The organism is Butyrivibrio sp. X503 (genome assembly GCF_003625475.1).
GTDB lineage: Bacteria > Bacillota > Clostridia > Lachnospirales > Lachnospiraceae > Butyrivibrio.
This window is the reverse complement of sequence record NZ_RAIQ01000001.1, coordinates 426,593-442,868: the sequence shown is the minus strand read 5'-3', so window position 1 is coordinate 442,868 and position 16,276 is coordinate 426,593. Positions and strand designations below refer to the sequence as shown.

General features: G+C 40.1%; 15 protein-coding genes. 11 read left to right on the top strand and 4 right to left on the bottom strand.

Annotated elements, in window-relative coordinates:
- Positions 1–12 precede the first annotated feature (12 nt).
- From D6853_RS01970 to D6853_RS01935, 8 genes are all read left to right on the top strand, one after another.
- Positions 13–1,074 carry a branched-chain amino acid ABC transporter permease gene (locus tag D6853_RS01970; protein ID WP_120656122.1) on the top strand — a complete coding sequence of 354 codons (1,062 nt, stop codon included), beginning with the start codon at positions 13–15 and terminating at the stop codon, positions 1,072–1,074.
- The gene (locus D6853_RS01965) at positions 1,074–1,832 is read left to right on the top strand and encodes an ABC transporter ATP-binding protein (RefSeq protein ID WP_120656121.1); all 759 of its coding nucleotides are present in this window, start codon (positions 1,074–1,076) and stop codon (positions 1,830–1,832) included. Before D6853_RS01970 ends, D6853_RS01965 begins: the two co-directional genes overlap by 1 nt.
- Positions 1,833–2,164: 332 nt before the next feature.
- Positions 2,165–2,878 carry an ABC transporter ATP-binding protein gene (locus D6853_RS01960; protein WP_120656120.1) on the top strand — a complete coding sequence of 238 codons (714 nt, stop codon included), beginning with the start codon at positions 2,165–2,167 and terminating at the stop codon, positions 2,876–2,878.
- 23 nt (positions 2,879–2,901) lie between these two features.
- On the top strand, positions 2,902–3,537 hold the full coding sequence (locus D6853_RS01955) for a cytidylate kinase-like family protein (RefSeq protein ID WP_120656119.1): 636 nt from the start codon (positions 2,902–2,904) through the stop codon (positions 3,535–3,537).
- Positions 3,521–5,803, top strand: a complete 2,283-nt coding sequence (locus tag D6853_RS01950; protein WP_120656118.1) for a 6-pyruvoyl-tetrahydropterin synthase-related protein — start codon at positions 3,521–3,523, stop codon at positions 5,801–5,803. The genes D6853_RS01955 and D6853_RS01950 overlap by 17 nt, the downstream gene beginning before the upstream one ends.
- Before the next feature lie 239 nt (positions 5,804–6,042).
- Positions 6,043–7,083: a 5'-3' exonuclease gene (locus tag D6853_RS01945; RefSeq protein WP_120656117.1), complete on the top strand. Its 1,041-nt coding sequence runs from the start codon at positions 6,043–6,045 to the stop codon at positions 7,081–7,083.
- A gap of 8 nt (positions 7,084–7,091) precedes the next feature.
- On the top strand, positions 7,092–7,811 hold the full coding sequence (locus D6853_RS01940) for a lysophospholipid acyltransferase family protein (protein WP_120656116.1): 720 nt from the start codon (positions 7,092–7,094) through the stop codon (positions 7,809–7,811).
- A gap of 19 nt (positions 7,812–7,830) precedes the next feature.
- Positions 7,831–8,013, top strand: coding sequence for a hypothetical protein (locus D6853_RS01935; protein WP_120656115.1), 183 nt, complete (start codon positions 7,831–7,833; stop codon positions 8,011–8,013).
- 51 nt (positions 8,014–8,064) lie between these two features.
- Here D6853_RS01935 and D6853_RS01930 read toward each other — a convergent pair whose 3' ends face one another.
- From D6853_RS01930 to D6853_RS15250, 3 genes are all read right to left on the bottom strand, one after another.
- A complete protein-coding gene (locus tag D6853_RS01930; protein ID WP_120656114.1) occupies positions 8,065–9,489 on the bottom strand; it encodes an MBOAT family O-acyltransferase in 1,425 nt (474 codons plus the stop codon).
- 23 nt (positions 9,490–9,512) lie between these two features.
- Entirely contained in the window at positions 9,513–11,006 is a 1,494-nt protein-coding gene (locus D6853_RS01925) for a hypothetical protein (protein WP_120656113.1), read from the bottom strand.
- Between the two features lie 129 nt (positions 11,007–11,135).
- The gene (locus D6853_RS15250) at positions 11,136–11,303 is read right to left on the bottom strand and encodes a hypothetical protein (RefSeq protein ID WP_158588639.1); all 168 of its coding nucleotides are present in this window, start codon (positions 11,301–11,303) and stop codon (positions 11,136–11,138) included.
- Between the two features lie 171 nt (positions 11,304–11,474).
- Between D6853_RS15250 and D6853_RS01920 the strand changes: the two genes are divergently transcribed.
- From D6853_RS01920 to D6853_RS01910, 3 genes are all read left to right on the top strand, one after another.
- Positions 11,475–11,678, top strand: coding sequence for a DUF6465 family protein (locus D6853_RS01920; protein ID WP_120656112.1), 204 nt, complete (start codon positions 11,475–11,477; stop codon positions 11,676–11,678).
- 157 nt (positions 11,679–11,835) lie between these two features.
- The gene (gene pseC, locus D6853_RS01915; protein ID WP_120656111.1) at positions 11,836–13,029 is read left to right on the top strand and encodes a UDP-4-amino-4,6-dideoxy-N-acetyl-beta-L-altrosamine transaminase; all 1,194 of its coding nucleotides are present in this window, start codon (positions 11,836–11,838) and stop codon (positions 13,027–13,029) included.
- Between the two features lie 53 nt (positions 13,030–13,082).
- Positions 13,083–13,700, top strand: coding sequence for a superoxide dismutase (locus D6853_RS01910; protein WP_120656110.1), 618 nt, complete (start codon positions 13,083–13,085; stop codon positions 13,698–13,700).
- Between the two features lie 344 nt (positions 13,701–14,044).
- On the opposite strand, the gene D6853_RS01905 is transcribed toward D6853_RS01910, so the two are convergent.
- Positions 14,045–16,240, bottom strand: coding sequence for a CotH kinase family protein (locus D6853_RS01905; RefSeq protein ID WP_120656109.1), 2,196 nt, complete (start codon positions 16,238–16,240; stop codon positions 14,045–14,047).
- Between the last annotated feature and the right edge of the window lie 36 nt (positions 16,241–16,276).

Here is a 16,276-nt window from a genome sequence, read left to right as displayed (position 1 = left end):
GCGGTGTGAAATATGAAGATAGATAAGAAAACAAAGAGTAATTTAATCACATACGGAATTGTAGTTGCTGCATTTGTTCTTTTTACGGCACTTGCATCTACCGGAAATCTTTCGAGTCACATGAAGGGTCTTCTTATTCCCATGACTTATTATGCGGTGATAGCGGTTGCGCTTAATCTCTGCGTAGGTATTTTGGGAGAACTTAGTATAGGACACTGCGGATTTATGTGTATCGGTGCGTTCACAAGCGCTTTTTTCTCTAAGGCAACAGCAGAGATTCTTCCTTCGGGAATCAGATTTTTCCTTGCTTTCCTTATCGGAATCGCATTTGCGGCACTTTTCGGATTCCTTATCGGTATCCCGGTTCTCAGACTTAAGGGTGACTATCTTGCGATCGTGACTCTTGCGTTTGGTGAGATCATTAAGAATATTATCAATGCTTTTTATATAGGAATTGATAAGAGCGGTATCCATTTTTCACTTAAGAATGCGATGGAACTTGGGCTTGATGAAGGAGGAGAGGTTATTGTAAACGGAGCAATGGGTATAACCGGAACTCCGCATGATTCAACTTTTACAATAGGAATTGTTGTACTTCTCATTTCTCTTTTTGTTGTGCTTAACCTTATTAATTCAAGAGACGGACGTGCGATCATGGCAATCCGTGATAATTATATTGCTGCGGAATCTACGGGTATCAATGTCACGGGATATAAGATGATGGCATTTACCATTTCGGCAGCAATTGCAGGTGCTGCGGGAGTTCTTTTCTCTCACAATATTACGACGCTTACGGCTACATCACAGTATTTTGGCTATAATGCTTCGATCATGATCCTGGTATATGTTGTACTTGGAGGAATCGGAAATATCAGAGGCAGCGTTATTGCGGCATGCATACTTTACTTGCTTCCCGAGCTCCTCAGAGGATTCAGTAACTATCGTATGCTTATCTATTCAATCGTTCTTATTGTTATGATGATCGTCAACTGGTCACCTAAGATTATTGAATGGAGAAAGAGAACGCTCGGTAGATTTGGATTTAAGAAAAACAGCGGAAAGGAGATCGCATAATGGCACTTTTGGATGTAAATAATCTCAGCATCTCCTTTGGCGGACTCAGAGCTGTTGATGATTTTAATATTTCAATTGAAAAAGGTGAGCTTTACGGTCTTATCGGACCTAACGGTGCGGGAAAGACAACGGTGTTCAATCTTTTGACAGGTGTTTATAAACCGAATGAGGGAATCATAAGACTTGACGGTGAGGATATCACTAGAAAGAGTACGATCGAGATCAACCACTGCGGAATAGCAAGAACATTCCAGAACATCAGACTCTTTAAGCAGATGCCTGTTATAGACAATGTTAAGGTTGGACTTGCCGAGCGCTATAAATACAGCGCTCTTGAGGGAATTCTTCACCTTGGTAAGTACAAGAAAGTGGAAAAAGAGATGGATGAAGAGGCAATGCGTCTTCTGAAGGTCTTCGATCTTGATAAAGAGAGAGATACGCTTGCTTCCAATCTTCCTTACGGTAAGCAGAGAAAGCTCGAGATCGCAAGAGCGATGGCGACCAATCCCAAGCTCCTTCTTCTTGATGAACCCGCTGCCGGAATGAATCCCAACGAGACGGGTGAGCTTATGGATACTATAGCTTTGGTGCGTAAGGAGTTTGGTATGACGATTCTTCTTATCGAGCATGATATGAAGCTGGTATCGGGTATCTGTGAGAAGCTTACGGTACTTAACTTTGGTAGGGTTCTCTGCCAGGGAGAGACCAAAGAAGTGCTTACCAATCCTGAAGTTATAAAAGCTTATCTTGGTGAGTAGAGCACTTACCGAGGTCCTTTCGAGGTTAGTGCGAACCATGGGTGAACACTTAGTGAGTCGAAGACGAACTTAGTGAGAATCCCAGAGTAGAGCACTTACCGGCTGAGAGCACTTGGCGAGGTATTATCGAGGCTAGTGCGAACGTCTTCCGGCGAGCGAAGCGAGAGCGGAAGTACAAATTTCAGATCGAGGTTAGTGCGAACCATGGGTGAACACTTAGTGAGTCGAAGACGAACTTAGTGAGAATCCCAGAGTAGAGCACTTACCGGCTGAGAGCACTTGCAGCGAGAGCATGACTTTCTAGTATAGAACAGTATCTAATGAGGTATTACATGGAACCAATTTTACAAGTAAAAGATTTAAGTGTATACTACGGCGTTATCAAAGCCCTTAAAGGTGTTTCTTTTCATGTTAATAAGGGTGAGATCGTGGCTCTTATAGGTGCGAACGGAGCCGGAAAGACAACAACACTTCATACTCTTTCCGGACTTATTCAAGCAGACGCCGGTGAAATAACATATAATGGAACTAACTTAAGAAAGACTCCCAATCACAAGATAGTAGGAATGGGAATGGCACAGGTTCCCGAGGGAAGAAGAGTTTTTGCCGAGATGACGGTTCTTCAGAATCTTAAGATGGGAGCTTTTACGAGGTCGAGCAAGGCAGAAATGGAAGAGACACTCGCTGATATATACAAGCGTTTCCCAAGACTTGAGGAGAGAAAAAATCAGCTTGCGGGAACTCTTTCAGGCGGTGAGCAGCAGATGCTTGCAATGGGACGCGCGCTTATGTCTCATCCCGATATCATCCTTATGGATGAGCCCTCGATGGGTCTTTCTCCAATCTTTGTAAATGAGATATTCAAGATAATTGAAGATGTTAATAAGGACGGCGTTACGGTTCTTTTGGTTGAGCAGAATGCGAAGAAGGCGCTTTCTATCGCAAACAGAGCCTACGTTCTTGAAACGGGAAGTATTGTAAAAGAAGGCGACGCAAAAGACCTTTTGAACGACGATGCAATAAAGAAAGCATATCTGGGTGAGTAGAGCACTTCAAGGGGGACAAATACATGAAGAGAAACATCGTAATTACAATCGCAAGACAGTATGGAAGCGGCGGTAGAACCGTTGGTAAGATGCTTGCAAAGGACCTTGGAATCAACTATTACAACAAGGATCTTATTAAGCTGGCATCGGAAGAAAGCGGAATCAATGAGGATCTTTTCAGAGAGGCGGACGAGCGTTGCAGAACGGTTGGTTTCTTTAAAGCGCCTGTTAATGTATATACAGGAGATATAATCGGCCCCGACAGCAAGGAATTTACCGAGCCTGACAATCTTTTTAATTTTCAGGCAAAAACAATAAAGAATCTCGCAGATAAAGAGAGCTGTGTTATAATAGGTCGAGCTGCTAATTTTGTTTTAAAAGATTACGACAATGTGCTGAGTGTGTTTGTCCATGCACCGATGGAGTACCTGCTGGAGCAGGCAGCCAAGGTTCAGAGTCTTCGCGGAGATGAGCTTGAGAAGTTCATCAGAAAAGAAGATAAGTACAGATCTGAATACTATGAGCATCATACGGGACGCAAGTGGTCGGATGCACGAAATTATGACCTTTGTCTGGATAGCAGTAAGCTTGGATTTGATGGATGTGTTGAGGCTATCAAGGCACATATGAAGGTGAGATTTGGTGAAGACATTATTTAGAAACAAAAAGCGTATTATCATTGCAGTGATAATACTTGAATTGGTACTTCTTGTGTTGAATGCGTTCAGATTCAACAGAAATGAGAGTTATTCTTTTTCTCAAGATGATCTTTTGCTTGAAAACTACAACTATGAGACTAAGGCATATGATCATATCAGTGGATTTTATGCGGAGCATAGTACTATTTCGGAAGCTTATATAGTTACGCCGCCTATGCATCTTAAAAAAGGCATTTATAATGTGGCGGTAACTTATGAGTCTAATGCCGATGATAATTGGCACGCATGCTATACTACACTTGATCCGTGTAAGGATCTGTCTCAGAACAGAACTGCAAATTTGGTATACAGCGATCATGTTGCTATGCCCGGAGACAGAAATGTTGTAACCTATGATTCATGGGTTAGATATGGGACCGATTTTGAAGTTCGACTGGGCCCCGACAGCAGTATAGAGGGTGATAATATCTATGTGCTCGCACAGGGCGCAGATATCACGTATCTTAGAGGCAGAACGATTATCTATGAGACAACCAAGCTATTCTTGGCTTTTCTTGTCATAACTATCCTTTTATATCTTATTTTGATAAAGAAAGAAGAGACAAAGCGCTTCTTTGAAGGAAAAGCGCTTACTTTTGCTGTCCTTCTTTTTACAATATTATTTTCAAGCTATCCGCTTCTTGGTAAGTGTCTGTATTTCGGAGATGACATACATTATCATCTCAGAAGGATTGCTTTCATGGGAGATGCTATCTTGAGTGGTCAGTTCCCTGTTCATATTCTCCCCGGATGGGATAATGGATACGGATATGCTGCGGGAGTCGGATATGGCGATCTTTTATTATATCCGTCCGCGATACTTGTTATGCTTGGTTTTACGATACAAGCTTCTTACAAGTTTTTTATAGTGTTTATAAATGCGCTTACTGCGCTTGTAGCATATTATTCATTTGGAAAAATAGCAGATGATAAAAAAGTGGGACTGGCTTCTTCGGTTCTTTTTACACTTATAGGTTTTAGACTTCATAGCGTGTATTCGGGAGCTACAGTAGGTGAGTTTAGTGCGTTTACTTTTTTGCCTCTTATACTTCTTGGACTTTGGGAAATCTATAATAAAAAAGATAAAAATGCGTATATTAAATTTGCGCTTGGTGTAACGTTAACGCTTTCTTGTCATGTGTTATCGACATTTATCCTGGCGCTTGTAATTCCTCTTTTTTGCCTTGTTTTAATAGAAAAAACTTTTAGGAAAGAGGTATTGATCTCTTTGTTTAAAGCGCTTGCGGCTATTGTTGTGTTAAACCTTCACTTTATAGTGCCGCTTGCTGATTATATGATCAGTAAAGATGTGAAAGGAAATACCGTACATGGGATGTTATGGAATAGCGGAAGAGATCTTGTGACATTCTTTAGCTATTTCCAGGCTTCTTTTTTTGATACAGGCGGATTCCTGGGACTTGGGTTACCTTTTTTGGCGATACTGTCCGTTGTATTGGGATTTATAATCTGCGGTAAGTTTAAAGACAGAACATGGGCTTATACACGACTTTTGATATTAAGCCTTGTATTTGTATTTTTGAGCACTAATTCGATGTTTTATTATATTCTTATGCAGGATGCGCCGGTAATATATAAGCTGTTAGGCAATATGCAGTTTCCATGGCATTTCTTGAATGTTTCCTGCGCTATGACGGTGTTTTGGTTTGCCATCACCATGGGTGATGTTGTTAAGGACGGACAAAAGAGAATTGCCGGTTTTGTGGCTATGGCGATAATCTGCGTTTTTTGTGTGATTCAGGGAGAAGCACTTCTTAAGGATGTTGTTACTGTGGCTAATCCTATAACAATGTATGATGATGCGGAACTTTCGGGACCTATGAGCGCGGAATTCAGTATGGCAGGAATTGACCAGTCTCTTATTATGAGTGAGACTGATATGGTCATAAGAGATGATGTCGGAGCAACGGCAAGTATCATAAAAAAGGTCGGAACCACTATATATGCGCAGGTGGATAATCCGACAGATTCGACCGTTGTTACGGAGGCACCTCTTTGGGGCTACAGATATTACGCTGCCAAAGCAGGTGGAAAGAAGCTGAGAGCCTTTAGAGCGGATAGCATGAAGGTTGCGGTTGAAATTCCCGCAGGATACAGCGGAAAGATTAAGATATGGTATAGAGAACCATGGTCTTGGAGATTGGCGGAAATCTTGTCACTTGCAGCGTTAATATATGTGATAAGACAATTATTTCTTGAAAAAAAGTAATCGCTAAACTAAGAGGGGGAGAGAAAAATAAAAAAGGGCTTGCATATTTTGTTAGCATATGCTAATATGTCTTTGTTAGCAAATGCTAACAAGTAAATGCGTCAATGCCAAGGCGTTATTTACACGTGACATACAATAGTCATAAGAAATCTCCTACCTGAACAGGTGCATCTTGCCAATGCACCTGTTTTCTTTTATCATTAAAATTGCGAAAAAACATAAAAAACCATGGAGATATAATGGCAAACGAAAAATTCATACTAATTGACGGTAGTTCAATGCTTGTGACAAACTACTACGGGAATCTCCCCAAGGCGATAATGTTTGAGAAAGACCCTGAAAAAAAGGAAAAACTCTATTCTCAGATCATGCATAACGCTAAAGGGCAGTACACCAATGCGATGTTTGGCATGATGAGAACTATTCTTAAGATAATAGATGAGCAGAAGCCCACTCATATCATGTTTGCGTTTGATATGACAAGAGATACCTTCAGAAGAGAGAAATATGCCGAATATAAGGCTAACAGAGGCGATACTCCGGAACCTTTAAAAGAGCAGTTCATCAATATGGAGGATATGCTAAAAGAAATGGGCTTTCAGGTTCTTTTTGATGAGAATTTTGAAGCAGATGATATTGTCGGAAGCGTGGCTAAACGCTATGAAAAAGATATTCCGACCTATATCATTACCAAAGATCATGACTATTTGCAGCTTGTAAGCGATTATACAAGGGTATGGCTGATACAGACCAAGCAGGAGACCGCGCTGGAGCTTCAGACCAAGTACGGGGCAGAGTATGGATGGGACAGCAAGCTGGTTTCCATACCCGATAAGGCATTTGAGGTAACTCCGAATCTTTGTCTTAAGGAGTATGGAGTTCGACCGGATCAGATACCCGATCTAAAAGGGATTCAAGGGGATTCAAGCGATAACATTCCGGGGGTAAAAGGAGTCAGCAGCGCCGCAATCCCGCTTCTTGCACATTATGGTACCGTTGAGGGTATTTACGAGGCTATAGATGCCTGTGCGGATGAAAAAGAGCAGAAAGATCTGGCAAAGAAATGGAAGGAAGATCTTGCAATTTCAAGAAGCCCTATGAAGGCTCTTATAGAATACAGAGATCTTGCCGTATTATCTAAAGACCTGGCTAAAATAAGGGAGGATTACCCCTTTGATGTTTCTTTGGACGGCTTTAAGGTTAATATAGATAAAGCCAAGGCAAAAGAGCAATTTGAAAAATACGGTTTCAGATCACTTTTGGATAAGATTGGAGAATGATTTTCTAAATGAGGAATTATTATCATACGATACTGATCAATCTACATAAGATCATCTATTACATTATCAAGGCCAGAATATGGGTAAGAAACCCCAAGAAGCACTCAGAAGAGGACTGTTATGCAGTGGCCAGAGAGATGGTTGATGTTATGAACAAGTCGTCAGGCTATAAGACTATAGCATGCGGCACGGAGAACCTTCCTAAAGAAGGCGGTTATATGCTCTATCCCAACCATCAGGGTAAATATGATGTTCCGGGAATCTTTGCGACACATGAAAAACCCATATCTTTTGTTATGGATATAGAGAGGTCAAGAATCCCGCTTGTTTATGAGTTTTTATTACTGGTGAAAGGTAAATCTATATATCTTAATAATCCCAGGCAGACAATAACTGTTTTTCAAGAGATGGCAAAAGAACTTGAAGAAGGGAAGAAATATATTCTTTTTCCTGAGGGAGGATATAAAGAAAACAACGGAAATGTTGTGGAAACCTTCAAGGCCGGAAGTTTTAAAGTGGCGCAGATGTCCAAGGTTCCTATAATTCCGGTCGCACTTGTCGATTCCTATAAGGTATACAACAGCGATCACTATGGTCCTGTGACAACATATGTGTACTATCTTGAGCCAATCATGTATGATGAATATAAGGGCATGAAGACCAAGGAAATTGCAGCATTGGTTGAAGGCAGGATTAAAGATAAGATAAAAGAACATTTGGCAGGCTGATATAGTTGTGGAGGATGCAATGAGTAAGGTATTGGCTGTTTTGGCTGCGGTTATCTTTATAATTGCAGTGGTTGTTTTCACGATAGGTGAACTTAACAAAGATAATGAAGAAGAACCGGAAACATATAAATGGATGCGCATTTTTGCCATTGTGCTTGCCGTGATGGCGGCGGTATGCGCAATAAAGAGTAAAGCTTTTTGATAATAATTATACCGAGACAAAGATAGGATATAATCTTTGCCTCGGTATTTTTTAAAATGACATATAGTAAAAGGTTGCGGGGTCGACAGTTTCGCCGTATATGCCGAATACTATTGTAAACAGCAGAATTGCAAGAGTGAATATTACTCTGAATACAGGGCCTTGAATCTTAAGCCAGCTGTCGACTCTTAAATTGTTCTTATAAGTGACAAAGTCCATACCGGCCAGGATAAGCAGTGCCGTTATGAGAATAAGTACTTCCTGAATACCCAGTCCAAACGAAAAAAACTTGTTCATATCTGACAGTATCCAGAAATCCTTGACGGTAAACATTTGTTTAATATATGCACATGCGATCTTGGTTGAATCTGCCTTAAAAAAGATCCAGGCAAAATCTACCAGTACAAACGTGACTATAGCTCTTAAAAAACGCCCGCCGAAGGGGATGGAGCTTTTATCTTTTTTCATGAGTCCAATATCGGTAAGAAGGTTTTCTATCATGATATAGAGCCCATGAAGGCAACCCCATACCAAAAAGCTAAGACCCGAACCATGCCATATACCACTTATAACAAAAGTAATAAATGTGTTGAGATATTTTCTCAGCTTGCCTTTTCTGTTTCCGCCAAGTGGAATGTAAACATAATCTCTAAGCCACGAGCTGAGCGATATATGCCATCTTCTCCAGAAGTCTGTGACAGATACAGACAGATACGGAGCCTTAAAGTTATCCATTATGCCGATATTAAACATTCCGGCAATTCCGAGAGCTATGTGAGAATAAGCCATAAAATCACAGTAAAGCTGCATTCCGAAGCTGATCGCGCCTATTATCAGAACCGTGGTTCCGTAGCGATAATAAGTTGAGAAAATAGTATTGGAAACTATTGAAAGTCTGTCAGCTATCACAAGCTTTACGAACATTCCGAATATGATGATTATTGCATTGTCACACAGTCTGTTTATATCCAATAAGTCTTTTCTTGAACAAGAGTCAAGCTTCTTGAATTGAGGTATCAGATTACCGCCTCTCTCAATAGGACCGGAAATAACAGTGGGAAAGAATGCGATATATAAGAGAACATAAAGAGGATTATTCTCTGTTTCTATTTTTCCTGTATAACAATCTGAAATGTAGGAAATGGCTTCCAAGGCAAAAAATGACAATCCAAGCGGAGCAGCATTTTTGATTCCTGTGTATCTAAATGCCAGCATAAGTCCTACTATTACAGTGATGCTTGAGAAAAGAATCACTTTTTTGGCGGTCTGAGAACCAAGCTTTTTCATTGCCATTGTCGAGGCGTATGAAACAACGCCCATTGCAGGCAGGATATAAAAAGATGCCGTTCCGCAAATGTAATAAAGGAAAAAGCTTAATGCAAGAAGTAAAAAAGAACGGATCTTTTTGGGAACTATGAATTCCAGTAGAAGTATTATAAATACTAAAGGAAAGAGCAACTGGTAAGTAATAAACATTAGTAATCTCCATTTATATCAGTTTAATCAATTTCGTTTCTTATTAGTTTACCTTCGTCAGGGCATGCATCAACACCAATAGAATCAACAACAATATCCAGACTGTCGTCATATATGGTAACGTTAAGTCCATCGCTGTTTATGATGTAGTTTTCATTCCAAATATATATTCCGTCTTCAAAAGGACTATCTTCGGACCCTGATGCAACTCTGTCTATGGACACAACGGCGTTTTCAAATTTGTGTGAATAAGAATAAGTTTCACATCCGCCGGAGTAATATAAGATGTTCCCGCGATAGAGTATTACCGTTCCGCCTTTTTCATAGAAATCTTCCGGCACGGGAGCTTTTTCGAGGATGCTCTGAATAGATCCGTCCGATTCGGAAGTATAATCACCGGAAAGAGTCAGTATTACCATATAATTGCTTAATTGACCGGCAAAGAGGTCTGACCATTCTGCTATATTATTTGTTTTTTCAAAGCTTTCTTTTAATTGAAGTACTTGCCATGCCTTAAGATCTTTATCCCAGGTTTCATAACCCGGATCTTGTCTGTGATCTTTAATGCCATAGTTTTCTATGAGATATTTTCCGAGATAATCAGTTATCTTTTCACCACCGCTGAGGTTTACGTGATTAAGATCTCTTGCCTGGTCGGTGTGTATATCAAAGCCAATTTCATCCACAAGATAATTAAAATCAATAAACGGGACATTGTTCTCAGCAGCTATATCCGAAATGGTATTTTGCTGTGCCAGAGTTGTCTCGGGTGCAGGATACGGAGTATGGAAAAGAACAAGTTGAATGTTCTTTTCTTTGCACAGTTTTATTGTTTTATCAAGGTAGTTACGACCAATATCACTGATAGGAGCGCGCTCCTCAGATGTTACTATCTCTGCCTCCTCCTCAGGAACAGAATAAAGAGGTAATGTATCGGAGACCAGATATGGTGTATCTATTACGAAATCGTCTTTTGTCAGACTTGAATAGCGATCATGCATGAGGGGCCACTTATAAAGAAGCTGGATACCTTCGGTTTTTAGGGGAAGATTAAAGTTCTTTATTTGTGCTGATGCCAATTTAAGATAATTAACAGAATATCTGAAAGCGGCATCACTTTGAATTCGGCCTTCATATTCGGTGTCGGGTGTTTCCATGTTATCATCGGGAATAAGGGCGGTTTCTACCATTATTACCTTGGGATCTGAATGCTTGAGGAATTCAACTATGGAATGATAGGTGACATCAATTGGCTGAGAATTGCCGGCAATTGTATATGATGCGATTCCATAGTCTCTCCACAGATTCCTTCCTACAAGCTGTCCTGCATGACTGCTTCCTATAAAAAGAACATCGCTGTTCTGCGCATACCCTTCATATACATCATACATTCGTGCCTCTGATGAATGTCCCTTGATAACAAGAGCGTTCATCAGCTGTGTAGATAAGATAATGAAAGCAATAATAAATGCTATTAGTTCTATAAGTCTTAATAAGGCTTGCTTATTTTTAATCATTCTTTCGCTCCGATTCAAATTTGTAATAACACATTTTAACATATTTTTGTGAAATAAAAAAAGGACACGCATGATCACTCATTACGTGCCCTTAAATAAAAAAGGATATTTAGTTTATTTGGTCATATGTTATTTCCACTTTTTAAGTCCTTCGAATGCATATCCCGATAAATCCACTCCGCAGTCAACGCTGCTGAGAGTATTGAGATCGGGCTTAAAGGTCCTAACGTGCATAACCTGAAGAGGCGGTTTTGGAGTCGTTCTTATTCTGGAAGCTATAGTTTTCTTATTAGCCATGGCAGATACCTCCTTGTCTCTTGGTAGTATCATTATAAACGAGAGAAATTAAATAAGAATAAAGGAAGCTTAAAAAAACACGGATAATTAAATAAACATTCACTTTTGACATTATAGGGTGTAAAATAGAACGTAATTAAGACAACAAATCTTCTGAGGGGAGGAAATGTAATGGCAGCAGCAAAAATTAAAACTGAGCTACAGTACGGTAGTTTGTCTATAGGAGAGGATAAGATCGTCTCCAAGGCAAAAAAAGCATATGGCAAAAGAGATATTAAAGAGCTTAATATCTACGTGAAGCCTGAAGAGGGAAAAGCATATTACGTTGTGAACAATGATCCTTCAAACAGCGGAAGCTTTGACCTATATGATTGATTTCAAAAGCGAGCTTACAGCCGAGGAGATGAATGTCTCTTCGGCTGTTTTGAATATAGGTGATGTATTTTTGAGCCCGGAATTATGGTATAATCTGTTGACAGACATTTCTTTGGAATAATTGATATATACAGAGGATGCGGAAAGAAGGACTACAATGGATAAACTTGCTATTCTCGGAGGAACTCCTGTAAGAGACGAAAAGATTTATTACGGTCGTCAGTGGATAGACGATGATGATGTGGATGCAGTGGCAAAGGCGCTTAAGGGCGATCTTATAACCTGCGGACCATATGTGGAAAAACTTGAAAAAAGAATCTGTGAAGTTACAGGTGCAAAATATGCGGTGGCTGTAAGCAACGGAACTGCGGCGCTTCATTGTGCTATGATAGCAGCCGGTGTAGGAGAAGGGGATGAAGTCATTACGACGCCTCTTACATTTGCGGCATCTGCAAACTGCGCGGTATATGTCGGAGCAAAACCTGTATTTGCTGATATCGATCCTAAGACTTATAACATTGATCCCGACAGCATAGAGAAACATGTTACGGATAAGACCAGGGCCATCGTGGCTGTCGATTATACAGGTCAGGCAGTCGACCACAAAAGAATTCAAAAGATATGTGATGAGCATGGACTTACTCTTATAATTGACGGAGCTCACTCTATCGGTACAAGATATGACGGCAAGGGAGAGGGATCGATCGCCGATATGACGACATTCAGCTTTCATCCCGTAAAAACGGTTACAGCCGGAGAAGGCGGTGCGATCACTACCAACGATCCTGAGCTTTATCGTAAACTCAGGCTTGCATCTCAGCATGGAATTGTAAGAAATCCAAGTGAGTTTGTGCATGAAGCGGAAGGCATTTGGTACTATGAGATGCAGGAGCTTGGCTTTAATTACAGAATGACGGATTTCCAAGCGGCACTTTTGATAAGCCAGTTAAACAAGCTTGATAAGTTCTCAAATAGAAGAAAAGAGATCGTAAAAAAATACGATGAGGCTTTTAAGGATTTTCCGGGAATCATTGTTCAGGAAGAGATTTCGGAGTCCGATACAACAAGGCATCTTTATGTAATACAGCTGGATTTTGATAAAGTAAAATGCACAAGAAGAGAATTCTTTGATGCACTTTCCGCAGAGAATATACAGCCGCAGGTTCATTATGTTCCTGTATATTGGTTCCCTTTTTATGAAAAGATGGGATATCAAAGGGGACTTTGTCCTGTTGCGGAAAAGGTTTACAAAGGTATCATGAGCATACCTCTTTATCCTCTCATGACAGACAAAGATGTCGATGACGTCATCAAGGCGGTAAAGAAAGTAGCTTCTTGGTATAATAAATAAAAGAACTTAATTGCATGAACAACTAAATTATGAATTATGAAGGGAGAATCATTATGTACGAACAGATCAAGTTACCCTACGAAACAAACGCGCTTGAGCCATACGTTGATCAGCTCACTGTTGAGACTCACTATGGTAAGCATCACGTTACTTACACCAAGACATTTAATGAATTGGCAGAAAAAGCGGGACTTAACAATCTTTCTGCAGAGGAACTCCTTGCATCATTGGATAAGGTTTCTGATGAGACCTTAAAGAAGGCGCTTAAAAACCAGGGCGGCGGATATTATAATCATAATCTGTATTTTGAAATGTTTTCTCCGAGTCCTTCAAAAGAGCCGACAGGGAAGCTTAAAGAAGCGATAGACAAAACTTTCGGAAGCCTGGATGAACTAAAGGATCAATTGTCGAAGGCAGCGGCGGGACAGTTTGGTTCCGGATGGGCGTGGCTTTCAACCGATAAAAGCGGCGCGCTTGTTGTTTCCGCATCTCCGAATCAGGACAATCCGATAAGTGAAGGCACCGGAAGAATACCGATCATCGGACTTGATGTTTGGGAACATGCATATTATCTTAAGTACAAGAACTTAAGACCTGATTATATAAAGGCGTTCTTTGAGATTCTTGACTGGGGCAAGGTGTCCGCTAGATATGATGAGATAGTTGGATAATTAAAAGATAAAAGAAAAAACACCACTTACAAAAGAATTATGTGAGTGGTGTTTTATATTGGGCTTATCAGCGCGGCTGCGTGTACAGAGCGGATCTCTGTACAGAGCACAGGAGAAGGTGATAATTGATATTTTCAGATTCGCGCGAAAATGAATTTATCATATACGAAATATTGTGACAAGAAAAAACTAAGTTTTATTGTGAAAAGTCTGTGAAAAACGAAATTATTATTTCATAGCATTAGTATTACAAATGAAATTTTATTTTGAATTGTTCTATTTTGCAGTATACTATATTTTATTTTCTTTTTCTAAAACAAACCGTTTTTCATAATAAAGAAAATTCAGTCATATATCGTTAAGTCATTTTCCATATGGGTTATAATGTAATCTTTTCTCTCTTTAAAAAAATTGTCGATTACAGCAATATCGGCATCGTAATCTTCTGCTGAATATGGAGGAGAGAAATCTTCATTTGGATCATAGCCGTTGATAACAAAATCTCCGCGGAATCTTTCTTGCGATTTTATATCGGCGTCTTTGCATTTTGAGGAGATGTCCGTAAGTTTATTATGAACATCGGTATATTCAAAATTATTATTGGCCATTTCTGTAAATGAATTAATGAAACGGGTCCTGAATTCTTTATTTTTTATCATGGAGGAAAAGAGGACGTCCCCGTCAAGAGGGCTCATTTCCCAGTGACCTTCCTTAAATGAATCAACGGATGCATTTGTCATCTCGGTAATCAATCCGCAAGATTCATCAAGATCATACAGTAGCCATCTCCATTTTCCATCTCCGTATTTATCGTCGGAAGGATTCTTTGCACGCCAAAGAGCCAGATTGTTGGAGAAGGCGTCGGAATTGGCAACATATATTTCCGTGATATAGTAATCGATCATGCTTTGTATATCGATCTTATCCTCAATATACCTGTAATTGGATTCAATTGACATATCATTGTTTGATACATAATCGATAATATCCGAGTACAGCTTATAATCGTCCGGGTTATCTGTGTTGACTTCATTATTCTTTACAATGATCACATTATCTTCGTCAATTCCGTAGTTCTCGTGTATGTAAGATTCACCGATACCTTCCTGGATAAAATACATACCCCAGTATTCACCGTTTAAGAACAAAGCACACGGAACTGCGCGCTGCACACCGACGCTTCTTCCGGCAACCAGACTTTGGCAGAATGCGTCTCTTTGCTTGGTGATAAAAAGATCATTGGAACCACCGGTTCGAAGAACGACTTTGCTGTAGCCGTTTCCGTTTCCGTTAAAGAAATCATATTTAAAATATTTATTTCCGTCATACTCAGGTCTTGAATAGAGATTAAAGCTTTTTTGATTCTGGCCGACGCTGAATCCTCCGTGAATTCTGATACCTGTTTTTTGATCAAATATCTTTTTGTGATCCTCTGAGAAAAATTCAATGTCAGCGGGACGTTCCCAGCCGCGGCCTTCTTTACCGTAATTACAGTAATCATAGATATATTCAAAGGGATCAAGATCCATTTTTTCACCATATATGTCTTTAACCCTACCCTGAACATATATGCCTTTTTCATAGCCAAAAAGATCATCCGGATCCATCGAAACAGACATGATTGAAATGCCATCATAACCGTAGCTGTCAAGTCCTACAAAGTATGTCTGAGATACGATCTCGCTTGTTCCGTTATCTGATATTGCGACAGCCTTTAGGACAGTAGCTTTGTCAACAGGAAAATCCGGAAGGTAGGTATTTGATGTTGCTATATCGCCCATTGCTGACCATATATTGGGTTCCGCCGTCCTGTTACTGATGGTGATCGGGCCCTCATATTTGTATGATTCAGCATCGGGGACAGAACCATTAAGAGAGTAATAGATATCTCCTTCCGGAGCATCCAAAGTTACCACAACATCGCTGTCATACCACCCGCCCGATATGGAAAAAGAGGGGGGATTAAGTTTTTCTTTTTTCTCGGGAATATATGTTTCTTCAACATAGTAAGGAGTTGCGGAAGCGATATTATATCTTCCGAGATCATCTAGACACGAAGAGTAACTCCTGCTGTCCGGGAGGTCATAAGGAATTGGGATTCTTTGAACATATTTTTTATCAGGGCTTGTGAGAATGCAAACTTCGCCCTTGGAGATTTTGAAAGGGATATCGTGGATGTCTGAAGGAACATAGTCTTCTCTGTATAAAGAAGTATCATCGATGCACGGGCTGCACCAGGCGATTATTGCTTTGCCCGGCTCAATGTTCACATCACCGAAAGTGTACTTAAAAAGATCTTTTTTATTATCGCTCAGCCCCCATCCCGAAAGGTTGACGGGTGAATCGGAGCTGTTATAGATTTCAATGTAATCCGCACCATAATCGCCGTTGTCGTCATAGGCGGCGTCTTTGTTGCAGGCACAGACCTCGGTAATAGTTAGCGGCGATCTGCGTGCGAAGCCTTTCCCTCCGAAAAAAGAAAGGGCAAAGACTGAGCATAACATTATGAATATAATTATAAGTGTCTTTTTTCTTATCATGATAAACCTCTATATAAATATAGCGCATAGAGCGTA

Coding starts and splice junctions, on each gene's coding strand:
- D6853_RS01905 (WP_120656109.1), bottom strand. CDS start 16,240: ATGATAAGAAAAAAGACACTTATAATTATATTCATAATGTTATGCTCA.
- D6853_RS01930 (WP_120656114.1), bottom strand. CDS start 9,489: ATGTTTATTACTTACCAGTTGCTCTTTCCTTTAGTATTTATAATACTT.
- D6853_RS01970 (WP_120656122.1), top strand. CDS start 13: ATGAAGATAGATAAGAAAACAAAGAGTAATTTAATCACATACGGAATT.
- D6853_RS01935 (WP_120656115.1), top strand. CDS start 7,831: ATGAGTAAGGTATTGGCTGTTTTGGCTGCGGTTATCTTTATAATTGCA.
- D6853_RS01925 (WP_120656113.1), bottom strand. CDS start 11,006: ATGATTAAAAATAAGCAAGCCTTATTAAGACTTATAGAACTAATAGCA.
- pseC (WP_120656111.1), top strand. CDS start 11,836: ATGGATAAACTTGCTATTCTCGGAGGAACTCCTGTAAGAGACGAAAAG.
- D6853_RS15250 (WP_158588639.1), bottom strand. CDS start 11,303: ATGGCTAATAAGAAAACTATAGCTTCCAGAATAAGAACGACTCCAAAA.
- D6853_RS01965 (WP_120656121.1), top strand. CDS start 1,074: ATGGCACTTTTGGATGTAAATAATCTCAGCATCTCCTTTGGCGGACTC.
- D6853_RS01955 (WP_120656119.1), top strand. CDS start 2,902: ATGAAGAGAAACATCGTAATTACAATCGCAAGACAGTATGGAAGCGGC.
- D6853_RS01960 (WP_120656120.1), top strand. CDS start 2,165: ATGGAACCAATTTTACAAGTAAAAGATTTAAGTGTATACTACGGCGTT.
- D6853_RS01940 (WP_120656116.1), top strand. CDS start 7,092: ATGAGGAATTATTATCATACGATACTGATCAATCTACATAAGATCATC.
- D6853_RS01945 (WP_120656117.1), top strand. CDS start 6,043: ATGGCAAACGAAAAATTCATACTAATTGACGGTAGTTCAATGCTTGTG.
- D6853_RS01920 (WP_120656112.1), top strand. CDS start 11,475: ATGGCAGCAGCAAAAATTAAAACTGAGCTACAGTACGGTAGTTTGTCT.
- D6853_RS01910 (WP_120656110.1), top strand. CDS start 13,083: ATGTACGAACAGATCAAGTTACCCTACGAAACAAACGCGCTTGAGCCA.